At 65.3% G+C, this 15,692-nt stretch carries 17 protein-coding genes, 1 tRNA gene and 1 pseudogene; 9 read left to right on the top strand and 10 right to left on the bottom strand.

The annotated features are described in order from the left end of the window. Positions 1 to 42: 42 nt before the first annotated feature. The 3 genes from PPZ50_RS14860 to PPZ50_RS14850 are packed head-to-tail and all read left to right on the top strand — an operon-like array spanning position 43 to position 3,449. The gene (locus PPZ50_RS14860; protein WP_066693195.1) at positions 43 to 1,923 is read left to right on the top strand and encodes a histidine kinase dimerization/phospho-acceptor domain-containing protein; all 1,881 of its coding nucleotides are present in this window, start codon (positions 43 to 45) and stop codon (positions 1,921 to 1,923) included. Then, positions 1,920 to 2,909, top strand: a complete 990-nt coding sequence (locus tag PPZ50_RS14855) for a polysaccharide deacetylase family protein (RefSeq protein ID WP_066693194.1) — start codon at positions 1,920 to 1,922, stop codon at positions 2,907 to 2,909. The genes PPZ50_RS14860 and PPZ50_RS14855 overlap by 4 nt, the downstream gene beginning before the upstream one ends. Before the next feature lie 45 nt (positions 2,910 to 2,954). Further along, positions 2,955 to 3,449 (top strand): nucleoside deaminase, encoded by a 495-nt coding sequence (locus PPZ50_RS14850; RefSeq protein WP_066693193.1) that lies wholly within the window; start codon positions 2,955 to 2,957, stop codon positions 3,447 to 3,449. A gap of 328 nt (positions 3,450 to 3,777) precedes the next feature. On the opposite strand, the gene rplA is transcribed toward PPZ50_RS14850, so the two are convergent. Then, the gene (gene rplA / locus PPZ50_RS14845; RefSeq protein ID WP_066693191.1) at positions 3,778 to 4,476 is read right to left on the bottom strand and encodes a 50S ribosomal protein L1; all 699 of its coding nucleotides are present in this window, start codon (positions 4,474 to 4,476) and stop codon (positions 3,778 to 3,780) included. A 4-nt stretch (positions 4,477 to 4,480) separates the two neighbouring features. Beyond that, on the bottom strand, positions 4,481 to 4,912 hold the full coding sequence (gene rplK / locus PPZ50_RS14840; protein WP_066693188.1) for a 50S ribosomal protein L11: 432 nt from the start codon (positions 4,910 to 4,912) through the stop codon (positions 4,481 to 4,483). A 155-nt stretch (positions 4,913 to 5,067) separates the two neighbouring features. Here rplK and PPZ50_RS14835 point away from each other — a divergent pair, with 155 nt between their 5' ends. Further along, positions 5,068 to 5,889 (top strand): hypothetical protein, encoded by an 822-nt coding sequence (locus PPZ50_RS14835; RefSeq protein WP_066693185.1) that lies wholly within the window; start codon positions 5,068 to 5,070, stop codon positions 5,887 to 5,889. A 78-nt stretch (positions 5,890 to 5,967) separates the two neighbouring features. Here the strand turns inward: PPZ50_RS14835 and PPZ50_RS14830 are convergent, their stop codons facing one another. The 7 genes from PPZ50_RS14830 to PPZ50_RS14800 form a co-directional block, all read right to left on the bottom strand. Then, a complete protein-coding gene (locus PPZ50_RS14830; RefSeq protein WP_272815423.1) occupies positions 5,968 to 7,440 on the bottom strand; it encodes an AAA family ATPase in 1,473 nt (490 codons plus the stop codon). A gap of 259 nt (positions 7,441 to 7,699) precedes the next feature. After that, positions 7,700 to 8,239 (bottom strand): transcription termination/antitermination protein NusG, encoded by a 540-nt coding sequence (gene nusG, locus PPZ50_RS14825; protein ID WP_066693182.1) that lies wholly within the window; start codon positions 8,237 to 8,239, stop codon positions 7,700 to 7,702. A 35-nt stretch (positions 8,240 to 8,274) separates the two neighbouring features. Beyond that, on the bottom strand, positions 8,275 to 8,472 hold the full coding sequence (gene secE, locus PPZ50_RS14820) for a preprotein translocase subunit SecE (protein WP_084401776.1): 198 nt from the start codon (positions 8,470 to 8,472) through the stop codon (positions 8,275 to 8,277). A gap of 285 nt (positions 8,473 to 8,757) precedes the next feature. Further along, a complete protein-coding gene (locus PPZ50_RS14815; protein WP_066693178.1) occupies positions 8,758 to 9,402 on the bottom strand; it encodes an outer membrane beta-barrel protein in 645 nt (214 codons plus the stop codon). A 90-nt stretch (positions 9,403 to 9,492) separates the two neighbouring features. Further along, a complete protein-coding gene (locus PPZ50_RS14810) occupies positions 9,493 to 10,071 on the bottom strand; it encodes a YqaA family protein (RefSeq protein WP_066693176.1) in 579 nt (192 codons plus the stop codon). A 49-nt stretch (positions 10,072 to 10,120) separates the two neighbouring features. Next, a tRNA-Trp gene (locus PPZ50_RS14805) sits at positions 10,121 to 10,196 on the bottom strand. Positions 10,197 to 10,351: 155 nt separating this feature from the next. After that, positions 10,352 to 12,106, bottom strand: coding sequence for a fatty acyl-AMP ligase (locus PPZ50_RS14800; protein WP_066693173.1), 1,755 nt, complete (start codon positions 12,104 to 12,106; stop codon positions 10,352 to 10,354). A 125-nt stretch (positions 12,107 to 12,231) separates the two neighbouring features. On the opposite strand from PPZ50_RS14800, the gene PPZ50_RS14795 reads away from it, so the two are divergent. The 5 genes and pseudogenes from PPZ50_RS14795 to PPZ50_RS14775 all read left to right on the top strand — a co-directional run. Beyond that, the gene (locus PPZ50_RS14795) at positions 12,232 to 12,759 is read left to right on the top strand and encodes a regulatory protein RecX (RefSeq protein ID WP_272815422.1); all 528 of its coding nucleotides are present in this window, start codon (positions 12,232 to 12,234) and stop codon (positions 12,757 to 12,759) included. A gap of 131 nt (positions 12,760 to 12,890) precedes the next feature. Continuing rightward, a complete protein-coding gene (locus tag PPZ50_RS14790) occupies positions 12,891 to 13,412 on the top strand; it encodes a cold-shock protein (protein WP_232308044.1) in 522 nt (173 codons plus the stop codon). A gap of 98 nt (positions 13,413 to 13,510) precedes the next feature. Further along, positions 13,511 to 13,897, top strand: a complete 387-nt coding sequence (locus PPZ50_RS14785; RefSeq protein WP_420038516.1) for a DUF192 domain-containing protein — start codon at positions 13,511 to 13,513, stop codon at positions 13,895 to 13,897. A 45-nt stretch (positions 13,898 to 13,942) separates the two neighbouring features. Continuing rightward, positions 13,943 to 14,335 carry an NADH:ubiquinone oxidoreductase subunit NDUFA12 gene (locus PPZ50_RS14780; RefSeq protein ID WP_066693160.1) on the top strand — a complete coding sequence of 131 codons (393 nt, stop codon included), beginning with the start codon at positions 13,943 to 13,945 and terminating at the stop codon, positions 14,333 to 14,335. 215 nt (positions 14,336 to 14,550) lie between these two features. Further along, positions 14,551 to 14,784 (top strand): annotated as a pseudogene (locus tag PPZ50_RS14775) (DUF2155 domain-containing protein); the annotation flags it as partial. A gap of 35 nt (positions 14,785 to 14,819) precedes the next feature. On the opposite strand, the gene aat reads toward PPZ50_RS14775, so the two are convergent. Then, positions 14,820 to 15,566: a leucyl/phenylalanyl-tRNA--protein transferase gene (gene aat, locus PPZ50_RS14770; protein ID WP_066693154.1), complete on the bottom strand. Its 747-nt coding sequence runs from the start codon at positions 15,564 to 15,566 to the stop codon at positions 14,820 to 14,822. Positions 15,567 to 15,692 lie beyond the last annotated feature (126 nt).

Below are 15,692 nucleotides of genomic sequence, written 5' to 3'. Positions count from 1 at the left end.
TAGGCACCCCGGCTTTGCGCGGGTGCGAGTAACGGGAACGCGGTGCGCTTCGACGACAGCCTCGAAACGGTTTTGGCCTCCGATCTGACGGGCGAGGGTGCGCGCGCGTCCGCCTGGCGGCAGCTGGTCGACCTGATCGGGCGCGGTCGCGCCAGCCCCGATCCCCGCGCCATCGCGCTACTACGCGAATTGCGCGACGGCGTGCCGCGCACCGTCCGCGTCGCCAGCGCCCGCGACCTCGAATATGCCCGCCCGCCTGCCGAACTGGTCGACCTGCTGGCGACCGACGTGATCGAGGCGGCGGTGCCGGTGCTGCGCAGCGCCACGCTGTCGGTCGGCGAATGGCTGGCGCTGTTGCCGCGCCTCGGCTCGGCGGCGCGCGGCGTGGTCCGCAACCGCCGCGACCTCGACCCTGCCGTCACCCGCGCGCTCGACAGCTTCGGCAGCACCGACCTCGTGCTGGGCGACGAGCGGGCGGCGGAAGACGTCGCCGCATCCGCCACAAGCGGTCACCCCAGCGAAGGCTGGGGTCTCTCGCCGCAGCCGGACGACGCCCGCCCCGCAGAAACCTCGGCCTCGGCCGGGACGACGGCTGCGTTCGATGCGGAGCGCTCAACGCCGGCGGCCGACGCCGAAGATGTATCGGCCATCGCCGCGTCCGCACCCTCTACCCAGGAACGTCATCCCAGCGAAGGCTGGGATCTCCCGCCGCAGTCGGACGACGCTCACCCCACAGAGACCCCAGCGTCCGCTGGGGTGACGTCCGGGGCGGTCGACGCGGAAACAGGCGACGACGCTGCCCCCGAAGCCGACCCCGCCGGCCCGTTCCGCATCGTCGACGTCATGGCCCGGATCGAGGCGTTCGAGCGCAACCAGGACGCTCCGCCCCCGCCGCCGCCCGCGAGCACCCATGACAGCTTCCGCTTCGAAACCGACGCCGCCGGCCTGATCCGCTGGGTCGACGGTGTCAGCCGCGCGCCGCTGATCGGCCTGTCGCTCGATTTCGGCGCCGCGCCCGGCACCGCGCGCTTCGACGGGGTAGCGGCCGGAGCGTTGCGCCATCGCAGCCCGTTCCGCGACGCCCGGCTGGTGATCGGCGGCGACAGCGATGCGGCTGGCGAATGGAGCGTGGCCGGCGTTCCCGCCTTCGACCATGCGACCGGTCGCTTTACCGGCTATCGCGGCACCGCCCGCCGTCCGCGCAGCGACGAACGCGCCGAACCGGTCGCCAACCGCGACGCCGGCGTGGCGCAACTGCGCCAGCTGGTCCACGAACTGCGCACCCCCGCCGGTGCCATCGCCGGCTTTGCCGAGATGATCGAGGCGCAGCTGCTCGGCCCCGTGCCGCCGGTCTATCGCGACCGGGCCGGGGCGATCCTCAACCATTCGCGCGACCTCGTGGCCGTTATCGACGATCTCGACCTCGCCGCGCGGATCGATGGCGACGCGCTCGATCTGCGCGCCGACAGCGTGGCGTTGCGCCCGGTGTTCGACGTCATCGCCGCCGACCTCGCCTCGCTGTGCGAATTGCGCGGCACGCTGCTGGAGATCGAGCCGACCGACCTGTCGGTATCGGGCGACCGCCGCGCGGTCGAACGCCTGCTCGCCCGCCTGCTCGCGACGCTCGTCTCGGCGGGCGAGGCGGAGGAATCCATCTATGTCCGCATGGGGCTGGAGGGCGACGGCCATGTCGCGATCGTGCTCGACCGGCCGCAGGCCTTGGACGCATGGCCCGGCGACAGCGTGTTCGACGTCGACGATGATGAAGGCGACCAGTCGCTGCTCGGCACCGGCTTTGCCCTCCGCCTCGCCCGCAACCTCGCCAGCGAACTGGGCGGCACGCTGGTCTTCGGCACCGCCACGCTGACGCTGCGCCTGCCGGCGGCGGACGCGGTGGAGGTCGGGCAGGCGCAGCAGCGGTGAGCCCGCCCTTCCGGCCCGCCGATGGCCGGCCGGTCGTGTGGCGCGCCGGCTTCGGCACCCGCTTCACCTTGCTTGTCGATACCGAGGAGGAATTCGACTGGCGCGCGCCCTTCCGCCACGATGGCTGGGGCGTGGCGACCACCGCCGCCTTGCCCGACGCCCATGCGCGTCTGGCGGGGATGGGCGCGCGCAGCGGCTACCTTGTCGACTATCCGGTCGCGACCGATCCCGCTGCGATCGACGCCCTGCGCGCGGTGATGGCGCAGGGGGATGCGACCATCGGTGCGCAGCTCCACCCCTGGGTCAACCCGCCCTTCGACGAGGCGCTGTCCAATCACAGCAGCTTCGCCGGCAACCTGCCCAAGGCACTGGAGGGGGCCAAGCTCGACCGCCTGACCGATGCGCTGACCGCGATCATCGGCACCGCGCCGACCGTCTATCGCGCCGGCCGCTACGGCCTCGGTCCCAACACCCTCAAGCTGCTGGCGGCCCGCGGCTATCGCCTCGATAGCTCGATGCGCGCCCGCTACGATTATGGCGCGCAGGGCGGTCCCGACTATCGCGCCATCGCCAACCACGCCTTCCGCACCGGTCCCGATGGCGGCATCGTCGAACTGCCGCTGACCACCGTCTTCACCGGCCGGTTGCGCCGCGGCGGCGCGCATCTCTACCGCGCCGCCGGCCGGATCCCGCGCGGGCGCGGCGTCCTCGCCCGCCTCGGCCTGCTCCACCGCGTCGCGCTCACGCCCGAGGACATGCCGCTCGCGGACGTGCTGGAAGCGATCCGCGTCGCGGTGGGGGAGGGGACGCGCGTCCTCAACTTCGCCTATCACTCGCCCAGCCTCGTCCCCGGCCACACCCCCTATGTCCGCGACGCCGCCGACCTCGTCGCTTTCTGGCGCTGGTGGGATGCGGTGCTGGCGCTGCTCGCGCGATTGGACGTGCATGCCGCGTCGAGCGACGACATCCTCGCCGCCGCCGACTGATCCTTCGGCGCCCCGGCGCGTTCAGCGCGGCGAAGGGAATTGCCGATGCTGACGCCCCAAGACGAACACTGGATGCGACAGGCGATCGCCATCGCCCGGACCAAGGGCGACGACCCGTCCTGCTCCCCGCTAGGATCGATCATCGTCCGCGACGGCAAGGTGCTCTCCGCCGAACCCAACCAGACGCAGGAGCTGCCGGACGCCACCGCCCATGCCGAGATGATGGCGATCCGCCGCGCATGCGAGGGGGTCGGCGACATGGAACTGCGCGGTGCGACGCTCTACTCCACGCTGCAACCCTGCGGCATGTGCACCATGGCCTCGATCTGGTCGAAGGTCGCCCGCGTCGTCTATGGCGCCGGCCGCGACGACGTCCACGAAATGTATTTCGAGGATCGCCACATCGACACCCTCAGCTTCATCGCCGACGCCTATCGCGACGATATCGTGATCGAAGGCGGCTGCCTGCGCGAGGAATGCGCGGCGCTCTATTACGGCCCGGATGACGACGTGCCGGAGGAGGAACAGGGGAACCTGTAAGAGGAAGGCAACGCTCCCCCCAACCGTCACCCCGGGCTTGACCCAGGGTCCCGATTCTTCTTCCGCGCCCGTTGAGCCGCTACCGCGGATCAAATCCGGACATGGACGGACACCCAACCACCCCCGTCATCCCGGCGAAGGCCGGGATCCATTGTGTCGGAAGCTCCCGGCTCCAGCAACGACACGACAAAAGGGGCCGGAAGCACGAAAGCCTCCGACCCCTGTTCTGTTTGTCGGCCGACGCGGGAGTAAATCCCGCATCGTCGGTCGGGAGCTTGCGCCCCCGCTGGCCGGCCTCGGGCCGTGCCCTGCGGCACGGCGTCGGCGCTTACGCGCCTGCAACCTCAGCCGTATCGACCTTGATCCCCGGGCCCATCGACGAGCTGACCGCAACCTTGCGGACATACTTGCCCTTTGCGCCCGCCGGCTTGGCCTTCACCACGGCGTCGACCAGTGCGTCGAAGTTTTCGCGCAGGTCGGCGGCCGAGAACGACGCCTTGCCGATGCCCGAATGGATGATGCCGGCCTTTTCGACGCGGTATTCCACCTGGCCGCCCTTGGCCGCTTCGACCGCAGCCGCGACGTTCATCGTGACCGTGCCGAGCTTCGGGTTCGGCATCAGGCCCTTCGGACCCAGGATCTTGCCGAGACGACCGACCAGGCCCATCATGTCCGGGGTCGCGATGCAGCGATCGAAGTCGATCTTGCCGCCCTGGATCGCGTCCATCAGATCTTCGGCACCGACGACATCGGCACCCGCTGCGGTGGCTTCCTCGGCCTTCGCGCCGCGGGCGAACACGCCGACGCGCACGGTCTTGCCGGTGCCCTTGGGCAGGGTCACGACGCCGCGGACCATCTGGTCGGCGTGACGCGGATCGACGCCCAGGTTCAGCGCGACTTCGATCGTTTCGTCGAACTTGGCGGTCGCATGGGTCTTGGCGAGCGCGATCGCTTCATCGACGCCGTACAGCTTCTGCGCATCGACGGCAGCGGCGAGGGTCTTCGCCTTCTTGGTCAGCTTGGCCACAGTCTTAACCCTCCACCACTTCGAGGCCCATCGCGCGGGCCGAACCTTCGATGATCTTCGTCGCCGCGTCGATGTCGTTGGCGTTCAGATCCTTCATCTTCATCGTGGCGATTTCGCTCAGCTGCGACCGCTTGATGCTGCCGGCCTTCACCTTGCCCGGTTCCTTCGAACCCGACTTCAGGTTGATCGCCTGCTTGATGAGGTACGTCGCCGGCGGCGTCTTCGTCTCGAAGCTGAACGAACGGTCGGCATAAACGGTGATGATCGTCGGCAGCGGGGTGCCCTTCGCCGTGTCACCGGTCTGGGCGTTGAACGCCTTGCAGAATTCCATGATGTTCACGCCGCGCTGACCCAGCGCCGGGCCGATCGGCGGCGACGGCTTGGCTTCGCCCGCCGGCACCTGCAGCTTGATGTAGCCAGTAATCTTCTTGGCCATGGGTATCACTCTCTTTCAAGTTTAGCGGTTCGTGCGGCGCGGCCCAATGGGCCGGCCTCCCGCCATGGTTTCCAAAACTGTCGTTTGGGAAGCGGCGCGCTTAGCGCAAAAGCGCCCCCCTTGCAATGTAGGATTCCGCCTGATCCTCTGGCGCCATGTCCGACCGCAAACCCCGCCCGTACAGCCGCAAGCAGGCGCTGCAAAACGCCGCCTTCCTCGCCGAACTCGAACGCACCGGCAACGCCCGCGACGCCGCCCGCACGACCGGCCTCAACCGCTCGATGCTCACCAAGCGCCGCAACGCCGACCCCGACTTCGCCCAGCGCTGGGAGGCCGCCCTGACCCTCGCCGCCGCCCGCCTCGCCAAGCCCGAGCAGACGGAGGGGCCGGCGCGCGTCGTCCGTTCGAAAGGCCGCCTGCAACTGCGCGTCTCCAAGACCCGCACGATAGACCGCGACGCCGAACAACGCTTCCTCGCCGCCTTGAGCGCCACCGCCAATGTCCGCCTCTCCGCAGCCGCCGCCGGCTTCGCCCATAGCAGCTTCTACGCCCGCGCACGCTCGCATCCCGGCTTCGCCCGCGAAATGCGCGTCGCGCTGGCGGTCGGGTCCGAACGCCTCGAACTGGCGCTGCTCGAAAGCTCGCTGCCGGAGGCGAACGTCCACGACCATTGGCAGCACAACGATCCCCCGCCGATCCCGGCGATGACCGTGCACCAGGCGATGCAGATGATCGCGTGGAACGACAAGCGGGCCAAAGGCCTCGCCAACCCCGACCTCGCCCCGAAGCGCGGCGAGAGCAATGCGGCGTTTATCGAGCGGAAGGCGAAGGACTATCGTGCCGGGTTGCTGCTGGCCGAGGAGGAGATGCGGATGGTCGAATATGCGCAGCTGGAGTGGCGGCGGGGTGGGCGCCGGACGCAGTGGGAGCCGGGCGGGTGGGAGGTGGCGTTGGAGATGGCGTTGCGGAAGGGGTGAGGGCCATATCCCTCACCTCCACAGGCTTGGATTACCCAGCAGTGCCGTTTCAGGAATGTGCTGCCCCTTTTGGAGTTGCTATGATCCAAGTTTCTCCCGCAACCCTTCAACGAGTGGCTTTAGTTCGGCGCTAGAATTTTGAACATAAATTGAGCAAAGTCCTCGCCGAACAATTATCTCGGATATATATCCAAGTTCGTCGCCTAGTTTTACAAAATAAAGATGATGATCGGTGGTGTCTACAGAAACTTTCTTAATTGCTTTGACAATATTATCTTGTGAAATAGAGGGGCATTGGCATCGTTGCTGAACCAATGCTGCAACTTTTTCCGCATTATTAAGAATATAACCAAAAACGACAGCTTCGGGGGCGCCATCAGGTAACTCCAAAACGTAGTCATTGGGTTCTGATAGTGAGGGATTGTCGCCGTCTATAACGGCAACTGCCTTGTTCTTAATAGTAGGATTGGAGTTGTGATGCTTTAGAACTTCCACAACATACGGGAATCCGCCGGCTTTATGAATTTCTGTCTGGCTTAACAGTTCGGGGGCGTATTGTCGAACTACTTCGTTACACAGGTCCGCTGCAAATTCGTCTTCAACGAAAATTGCTCTGTCTTTTGCTACAGCGCCGGTGAGCGCTCGCAGGCTTTCGATAGTCAACTTGCCTTGATATGCAACGCCGTCAATGCACCCCCATATTGCCTTAGGAGGAAGTACGTCTAAAGCGTACTCAGAATGTGTCGTAAAAATTATCTGACACTTTTTGCGTTTGGTTACGTCGAATAAGTACTCGACCATCTTTCTTGTTGCGAGCGGATGTAGGCCATTCTCAATCTCTTCGATAAGTATCAGCGCGTTATCACTAGCAGCCTCCAGTTTGATAACCATATCGATGATTGAGGCTTCGCCTGCCCCAAAATGAAATTGAGAATAGTCGTTAGTTTTTTTCAAGCCGACCAGGATCGATTTGCTCGGATCAGTTTTTAAAGATATGCGCTGGTATCCCGATGCATCTTTCCCCAATATACGGCCCACATTAGCTAGAATGTCTTGCTCAATAGATTCAATGACAATATTGTCTTTATTCTTTTGAACCAAGCCAATGAAATGTTTAAATTTTGCTTGCTCGTTTGCTGGCACCGTGCGCTGGATCGGGATAAAAATTACCTCTCGATCTGGAATGTTATCACGGCGCCATTTTGCAGATACGAAACGAGCGTTTCTTGTGAAGGGGGCTGCTTTATTCACGGAGCGATCGATGATCTCATAATCAATCCTCCAGTTCGCCATGCTATTGTCACCAATATTAGACTTGGGAAAAAAGTCCCCAGGCTTTATGCTTTTGTAAGCAAGCGCAGCTGCGCCTAGAACTGTAGATTTTCCGCCGCCATTTGTTCCAATGATTGCGGTTACAGGAAAGTCGAAATTGATTGTCTGGCGATTGAAGCTCCGAACGTTCGACATGCGCAGTACAGGCAAATACGTTTGGTAGGAGAGCTTCTTGACCCGTTCTTCCAGATTATCAATGTCAGATTGCTGTACATCCATCAGCTTTTCCTAGCCATATTCTCGCATCAGCATGCGCTTCTAATTCTCATCTTAGCGCAGCAATCAACGAGGTACAGAGTGGAAGTGTCGAATATCGTATTTCCTGATTGGTAGCTGCGGAGTTAGCCAATGCAAAAACGGCGCAGGGCCTTCGCCCTACGCCGCTAACGTCGGTCGGGTTGCACCCGCCGGCCGGTGTCCGCCGTCTCACGAATAGCGTTCGCTATTCGTGTGCGGACAGCAAGTTTCGGCTTTCGCCTTACTTGCTTCGTTCCACCTGCTCGAAATCCAGTTCCACTGGCGTCGCACGCCCGAAGATCGACACGCTGACCTTCACCTTCGACTTGTCGAAGTCCAGTTCCTCGACCACGCCGTTGAAGCTTGCGAACGGGCCGTCCAGCACCTTGACCGAATCGCCGATCTCGAAATCGACCTTGATCTTGGTCTTGGCAGGGGAGGCGGCGGCCTCTTCCTTGCTGTTCAGCATCCGCGTGGCTTCCGCCTCGCTGATCGCCTGCGGCTTGCCCGACGATCCCAGGAATCCCGTCACCTTCGGCGTGTTCTTGACGAGGTGATAGACCTGGTCGCTCAGGTCCAGCTTCGCCAGCACGTAGCCGGGCATGAACTTGCGCTCGGACTGCACCTTCTTGCCGCGACGGACTTCGGTCACATTCTCGGTCGGGACCTCGATCGCTTCGACCGCATGGTCAAGGCCGAGGCGCGTCGCTTCGGACAGGATCGAATCGCGGACCTTGCCCTCGAACCCGGAATAGGCGTGAATGATGTACCAGCGCGACATGGGTGTCCTTAAAGCTATAGGGGGTGCGAGCGCGGTTACTGCGCGAGCCGCAGCAGGCCCTTGACGATCGCGTCGAACGCCGAATCCACGCCGAGGAAGAAGACCGCCAGCAGCGTCGTCATGATGACGACCATCACCGCGGTCATCACCGTTTCCTTGCGCGTCGGCCACGTCACCTTGGCGGTTTCGGCCCGGACCTGCCGCATGAATTCGACGGGGGTAACTTTCGCCACGTGCATGACCTTCATTATCGGTTCGACCGACCGCCGGACACAAGGCCCCGTCCGGTCCCTTCTGGGAACCGGCGCGGCCCATCCACGCTGTCGGATTGGGCATGGTATCTAGCGATCTCGGAAGCGGGAAGCAAGCGTGCGGGGCAGGGGCCTGCCGGCCCCCCTGCTACGGGGCCGGCCGACCGCGCTTCCACCTCGCCGCTCCCCCATCGTCACCCCGGGCTTGACCCGGGGTCCCGCTTCTTCTTCTGGCGCGAAACGCGGGACCCCGACGCGCCGAACCCCTCAGAACCGATAGCCCAACCCGGCCACCGCATGCCGCCGGTCGAAATTCAGCCCTTCGTAGATCCGGTCCTTCGTCCGGAAATTGGTCGCGACCAGTTCCGCCTTCGCAAAGGCGCCGCTGCCCAGCCCGATCTCGCCACCCAGCCCGAAGTGCATCCCGGCATAGGTCTCGGTCGTGCGATCCGTATTATAGCGGAACTCCAGCGGCATCGACGCATAGCCGACCTTGCCATAGACCTGCGCCCGCTCGGCCACCCGCAGCCCCAGCCGGACCCCGCCCGACCATTCGCCCTTCGCCTTCTGGCACAGCTCGATCGATAACCCGATATCGTCGCATCTTTTGGTCGACGCCCCGGCATAGCCGCCATAGGCCCCCAGCAGCACCGTGCCGCCGATCGCGACATCATATCCGATCTCGCCGCCATAGCGGATACCGTCGGCGCCATCATAATATTTGGTGTCGTCGTCGACGTAATTGATTTCCAGCCGGTCATAGCCGCCCGCCACCTCGACCCGGAACCCGGTCATCGGGTCGCGATAGGTGACCTCGCCACCATCGCCATACGGGTCGAACGGCCTGTCCTGCGCCCATGCCGGCGCCGCCCCCAGCACCGCCGTCATTGCGGCGACCATCGTCCATTTCATTTCTGTCCCCCCACGCGCGACCATCGCGCTGGGGCGGCTCTTGGCAGAAGGATCGTTTCGCGACGATTCCGGCAATCGTATCCGAAACGGTTACAACAGGCTGACCGCCGCGAACCCGCCGACCAGCGCGACGACCAGCAGGATGCCGATCATCGTCAGGCGCTTCTCGATGAACTCCTGCACCGGCGCGCCATATTTCTTGAGCAGGAACGCGATCAGGAAGAAGCGGAAGGCGCGAGTGATCGTCGCGGTGAGGACGAACAGCGCGAAGTTGAACTTGGCGAGGCCCGACGCGATCGTCACCAGCTTGAACGGGATCGGCGTCAGTCCTTTGAGCAGGATGATCGCCGCGCCATATTCGGCGAAGCCCGCCTGGAACTTCGCCGCCTTGTCCTGCAACCCGTACAGGTTGATGACCCACGCGCCGACCGTGTCCCACAGGAAATAGCCGATGGCATAGCCGACCATCCCGCCCAGCACCGACGCGATCGTGCAGATCGCCGCGATCTGATAGGCGCGGGTGCGGTGCTGCAGGATGACCGGCACCAGCACGACATCGGGCGGGATCGGAAAGAACGAACTTTCGCAGAACGACACGACCGCCAGGCTGCGCACCGCATGGCGATGATTGGCAAGGCGGAGCGTCCAGTCGTACAGCGCGCGGAACATCGTCGTCGAATCCAGTCCATCAGTTTCGGGGATCGGCGCGGCGGCGCGCTGGCACGAGTGGAGGGATTCGAACCCCCGGCCCTCGGTTTTGGAGACCGATGCTCTACCAGCTGAGCTACACTCGTGTGCGGACGCGGCCTCTATCCCGGTCGAACCGGAAGGGCAAGGCCGATTTCTGACCTAGCTGTCCGAAGCCTTGTAGGAAAGCATTAAATCCTCCCCACAAGGTGGGGAGGGGGACCGCCGCGAAGCGGTGGTGGAGGGGGCTATCCCCAAGCGCTCACGCCGCGATGGCGTAAGGCTTGATCTCACCCTCCAGATACAATTTCCGCGCCTTCGCCCGGCTGAGCTTCCCCGACGACGTCCGCGGCAAGGTGCGCGGCGGGACCAGTTCGATCACGCAGTTCATGCCGGTAACCGACCGGACTCGCTCGCGAATTTCCTCGCGCAGCCGCAGCCGCTCACCCTCGTCCGACGCCCGGCACTGCACCAGCACCGCTGGCGTTTCCTCGCCGCCCGGCGTCGTGATCGCGAACGCGGCGATGTCGCCGGCCTTGAACCCGGGCAGCTGCTCCACCGCCCATTCGATGTCCTGCGGCCAGTGATTCTTGCCGTTGACGATGATCATGTCCTTGGCCCGGCCGACGATATAGACATATCCGTCAGACAGATAGCCCATGTCGCCGGTGTCCAGCCACCCGTCGACCATGCACGCCGCGGTCGCCTCCGGATCGCGGAAATATCCGCTCATCAGCGACGGCCCCTTGCACCAGACCTTGCCGATCGCGCGTTCGGGCAGGGGGGTGCCGTCCTCTTCGCGGATCTCGACCGTCATGTCCTTCACCGGCTTCCCGCAATTCACGATCGCGCGATACCGCTGCGGCCGGTCGGCGCGGCCGGTGCCGCCGGAAAGTTCCGTCTCTTCAACCAGTTCGACGATGATGCCCTCGCCCGGCGGCATGATCGCCACCGCCAGCGTCGCCTCGGCAAGGCCATAGGACGGCAGGAACGCCGACGCCTTGAACCCGGCATCGGCGAAGGCGTCGACGAACGACTGCATCACATCGGGCCGGATCATGTCCGCGCCATTGCCCGCCAGCCGCCAGCGCGACAGGTCGAACCGGTCCGCTGCCTTGGTCTGGCTCGACATGCGCCGCGCGCAGATGTCGTAGCCGAAGGTCGGCGAGTAGGAAATCGAATTGCCCGTATTGCGGGTGATGAGGTCCAGCCATGCCAGCGGACGGCGGGCAAAATCCTCTGTTTTCAGATAGTCGGTCGAAACTTGGTTGGCGACGACCGACAGGAAGCAGCCGACCAGCCCCATATCGTGATACCAGGGCAGCCACGAAATGCAGCGATCCTGATCGACCAGCTGCATGCCATGGCTGTGCGCCGACAGGTTGTTCAGCAGCGCGGCATGGGTGATCTCGGTCCCATGCGGGAAGCGGGTCGATCCGCTGCTATACTGCAGGTAGCAGATATCGTCGCTCGACGCCTTGGGCAGCTCGACCGCGACCGCTTCGGCGGTCGAAAAACTTTCCCAATCAATGCCTTCGACCCCGGCGATCCGCGCCGCTTCGCCCGCCATCGCTTCCAGTTCGGCCGGGTAGAACAGCGTCTTGGGATCGCAGCTGGCCAGCTGCACCCGCAGCTGTTCGACATAGGCCTCGCGCCCGCCGAACGAGGTGGGCAGCGGCAGCGGCACCGGCCATGCGCCAGCATAGACCACGCCGAAGAACAGCGCCGCAAACTCCGCACCCGTCTCGGCGATCAGCGCGATGCGATCGTTGGGACGCACGCCCTTGGCGATCAGGCGATAAGCCTGTTGCAGCGCATCCTCGCGCATCTCGCGGAAGGGATAGGGGCGCTTCAGCGTACCGCGCGCGTCGTGGAAGTTCAGCCCGCGCGAGCCCTGCGCCGCATAATCCATCGCGTCGCCCAGCGTCGCGAAGTCGGCGAACCGGCGTGGCAACGCGTCCACGGTCGGGGTCGCTTCCAGCGAAACTGCAACACTTCCTTCAAGATTCGTCGTCATTCTTGTCCAACTCTCAGGCCCGTTCGCGCGATACGCGGCGTTCGAAGCGTGTCGCCATAGCGGCAAAGGGCCGCGCGGCACAGTTGATTTCAAAATCGCCGCCCAGTGTGGCACAAACATGGCGCATGTCCCGAGACCCGCGCCGCCCGCTGCCACCGCTCGACCAGCCCGCCCTGGAACGCGCCGCCTTACGCTATGTTGAACGCTATGCGACCACGCGGGCGAAGCTGGTCGCCTATCTCCACCGCAAGCTGCGCGAGCGTGGGCGGGAGGGGGAGATCGATGTGGATGCGCTGGCCGACCGCATGGCCGAGCTGCGCTATGTCGACGACCGCGCCTTTGCCGAGGCGCGGGTGGCGTCGATGACCCGGCGCGGGCTGGGCGCGCGGCGGGTGCGCGATGCGCTGCGCCAGGCAGGCGTCGGCGAGGAGAAGACGAGCGAATTCCACGACACGCTGGAGGAGGGGGCGGAGGGCGCGGCGCTCGCCTTTGCCCGACGCAAGCGCATCGGGCCGTTCGCGACCGTGCCGGTGGAGCGCGACCGCCGTGAGAAACAGATCGCGGCGATGGTGCGGGCGGGGCACGCCCCGGCGCTGGCCCGGCGCATCGTCGGACTGCCGGCGTCCGACGACGATGCGGACTGGGACGGGTAGCATCGTAAAGAAATCGTCGCGTTCGTGAAACATCGTGATAGAGTGTGCCCCAGGGGGAGCACGCGACGATGCGTCTGGAAGCGCGAACGATTGCCGATGATTGCGTGATGGGACAGGCGGAGCCGGCCGCGATGGCGGCTGCGCGCGAAGAGATCGTCCCGGCGGTGCGGGGCGCGATCAAATGGTTCGACGTGACCCGCGGCTTCGGATTCGCGGTCGCCGACGATCCGGCGATCGGCGACGTCCTGATCCATTTTTCGGTCCTCGAACCCCATGGGCGTCGTACCCTGCCCGAAGGGGCAGTCATCACCTGCAACGCCGTGCGCCGGGCACGCGGGATGCAGGCGGCGGAAATCCTCGACATCGACCTGTCGAGCGCGGTCGAACCGGTGCGCCGCGTCGTCGAGCGGCCCGACCGGGTCGCGCTGGCTGATCAGGCGGGGCCGTTCGAACCGGTATCGGTCAAATGGTTCAACCGCTTGAAAGGCTATGGTTTCCTGGTGCGCGAGAGCAAGCCCGGCGACGTCTTCGTCCATATGGAAACGTTGCGGCGCGGCGGGATCGAGGAGGTCGACCCCGAACAGCGGCTTGTCGCCCGGATCGTCGAGGGGCAGAAGGGGCCGTTGGCCGTGATGGTTGAAACTGGCGAGTAACAGCGTTGAGAGCATTGCGATTTTCCGGGCTGACGGCGGCGGCGCTGTTGGCGGTGCTGGGCGGGTGCAAGCAGGAGGCCGGCGACGAAAAGACTGCGCTGTCCAGGACTGAGCTGACCGTCACCACCGCCGATGGCACCGCCCACCGCTTTGTCGTGGAGGTCGCCGCGACCGAGGCGCAGCAGCAGCAGGGACTGATGTACCGCCCACCGCTGGCCCCCGATGCCGGCATGTTGTTCGCGCCTTATCCGCCCGATGGCGGACCGCCGCGCGTGGCCAATTTCTGGATGCGCAACACCCCCAGCCCGCTCGACATCCTGTTCATCCGCCCCGACCGCACCATCGCGACCATCGCCGAGAATACCGTGCCGTTTTCCGAAGCGCCGGTCCCTTCGGGCGAACCCGTGTCGGCGGTGCTGGAACTGGGCGGCGGGCGTGCCGCCGAACTGGGTATCGCGGCGGGCGACAAGGTGTCATGGAAATGATCCACCCCATTGTCGTGTGCGCAGCCACACGCTAAGCGGTCGCGCATGGGAATCCTCGCGAACGTCTTCACCTGGTGGAACGGTGCCACCTTCGGCACCTGGCTCGGGCTGCGCGGCAAGACGCAGGTCGGCACCGACGACCTCGGCAACGCCTATTATGAGGGCGGTCGCGACACCGCGGGCAATCCGCGCCGCTGGGTGATCTATGCAGGATCGAACGATTCGAGCCGCGTGCCGCCCGAATGGTTCAGCTGGCTGCACCACCAGATCGAGGGCACGCCCGATCAGTCGCTGCCGCCGGTGCGCCAGTGGCAGAAGCCGCCGGTCCCCAACCAGACCGGCACCGCGCTCGCCTATCGTCCGCCCGGCGTGCTCGACAAGGGCGGCGCCCGCGTGCGCGCCACCGGCGATTATGAGGCGTGGAGCCCCGACGCGTGAATTTCCGCCGCTGGCTGGCCGGGCTGGCGATCGCGGTCCTGCTGGCGGTCGGCGGCTGGTTCGGCTGGCGTAGCTGGCAGTCGCGACAGGCGCCGTCGACCGGTCCGCACGCGGAGATCTCGGTTCCCGAATCGGTCCGTCCCCGCCCCGGTGCGCCGGAAGTCGTCAGCGTCGATGCCGGCCTCGACAGCCGCCTGCTCGCCGGTGCCACGCCGATGGCCGAGCGCGTCGCGGTGGTCGGCCTGCTCAACAAGCGCAACGGCGAAACCCGCGACCTCACGTTGAAGCCCGGACAGGCGACGCGCGTCGGCGACGTGATCATCCGCCTGCGCGCATGCGAACGCACCGCGCCCTGGGAGCAGGAGCAATATACCGGCGCGTTCGTGCAGATGGACGTGCGCGGGGCGGACGCGAAGTGGCGGCGTGCCTTTTCGGGCTGGCTGTTCAAGGAGCGTCCGGCGCTGAACGTCGTGCTCCACCCGATCTATGACGTGTGGCCCAAGAGCTGCACGATGTCCTTCCCCGACACCGGTCCCGACACGGTATCGGCCGGGGCGGGGGCGGCACCGGCGGCCAGCGCGCCACGCCGGTCGAGCGCGTCGAACGCGCCCGACACCAGTCCGGTGCCCGCCGAATCGATCCCGAGCGCGTCGGACAACAGCGCCGAATAAGCCTCGCGCGGGATTTCGACCGCGCCCATCGTCGCCAGATGATCGGTCTGGAACTGGCAGTCGAGCAGCCGGAAGCCGCCGACCTTAAGCCGCGCGACCAGCCATGCCAGCGCGACCTTCGACGCGCTGGGCGCGCGGCTGACCATCGATTCGCCGAAGAACGCCTGTCCCAGCGCGAGGCCGTAGAGGCCGCCGGCCAGTCGGTCGCCGTCCCACACTTCAACCGAATGGGCGAACCCCATTTCGTGCAGCCGGAGGAAGGCGCGCTCGATCGTGCCGTTGATCCATGTCTCCGGCCGGTCCGACGCGCTTTGCGCGCAGAGTTCGATGATATCCTCGAACGCCACGTCGGCGGTGACGCGATACCGGTCCGACGCAATCAGCTTTCGCAGCGACCGCGACAGGTGGAACCCGTCGAGCGGCAGCACGCCGCGCAGCTTCGGTTCGACCCAGTAGATGCTGGGCGCATCGCGGTCGTCGGCCATCGGAAAGATGCCGCTGGCATAGGCGCGCAGGACCGTTTGCGGGTCGAGGTCGAAATCGGGGGCCATCGGGCGCATCCTAGAGCGGTTTCCGTTCGGACTGAACCGTTGTCATTGCGTTGGCGCGCCAACGTTCTGTGGCCTGATCAGGGTGCTGCCGCCGATACCCTGGTTCGTCACCCCGGGCTTGACCCGGGGTCCCGC

This window comes from Sphingomonas hankookensis, from assembly GCF_028551275.1.
Taxonomy (GTDB): Bacteria; Pseudomonadota; Alphaproteobacteria; order Sphingomonadales; family Sphingomonadaceae; genus Sphingomonas; species Sphingomonas hankookensis_A.
The sequence above is the reverse complement of the archived record's forward strand: the minus strand, read 5'-3'. Positions and strand labels throughout refer to the sequence as shown.

Bases quoted from the DNA above. Each gene is read 5' to 3' on its own strand.
- PPZ50_RS14850 (WP_066693193.1), top strand. From the start codon at position 2,955: ATGCTGACGCCCCAAGACGAACACTGGATGCGACAGGCGATCGCCATC.
- rplK (WP_066693188.1), bottom strand. From the start codon at position 4,912: ATGGCCAAGAAGATTACTGGCTACATCAAGCTGCAGGTGCCGGCGGGC.
- PPZ50_RS14835 (WP_066693185.1), top strand. From the start codon at position 5,068: ATGTCCGACCGCAAACCCCGCCCGTACAGCCGCAAGCAGGCGCTGCAA.
- PPZ50_RS14830 (WP_272815423.1), bottom strand. From the start codon at position 7,440: ATGGATGTACAGCAATCTGACATTGATAATCTGGAAGAACGGGTCAAG.
- nusG (WP_066693182.1), bottom strand. From the start codon at position 8,239: ATGTCGCGCTGGTACATCATTCACGCCTATTCCGGGTTCGAGGGCAAG.
- PPZ50_RS14815 (WP_066693178.1), bottom strand. From the start codon at position 9,402: ATGAAATGGACGATGGTCGCCGCAATGACGGCGGTGCTGGGGGCGGCG.
- PPZ50_RS14810 (WP_066693176.1), bottom strand. From the start codon at position 10,071: ATGTTCCGCGCGCTGTACGACTGGACGCTCCGCCTTGCCAATCATCGC.
- PPZ50_RS14800 (WP_066693173.1), bottom strand. From the start codon at position 12,106: ATGACGACGAATCTTGAAGGAAGTGTTGCAGTTTCGCTGGAAGCGACC.
- PPZ50_RS14795 (WP_272815422.1), top strand. From the start codon at position 12,232: ATGTCCCGAGACCCGCGCCGCCCGCTGCCACCGCTCGACCAGCCCGCC.
- PPZ50_RS14790 (WP_232308044.1), top strand. From the start codon at position 12,891: ATGGCGGCTGCGCGCGAAGAGATCGTCCCGGCGGTGCGGGGCGCGATC.
- PPZ50_RS14780 (WP_066693160.1), top strand. From the start codon at position 13,943: ATGGGAATCCTCGCGAACGTCTTCACCTGGTGGAACGGTGCCACCTTC.
- aat (WP_066693154.1), bottom strand. From the start codon at position 15,566: ATGCGCCCGATGGCCCCCGATTTCGACCTCGACCCGCAAACGGTCCTG.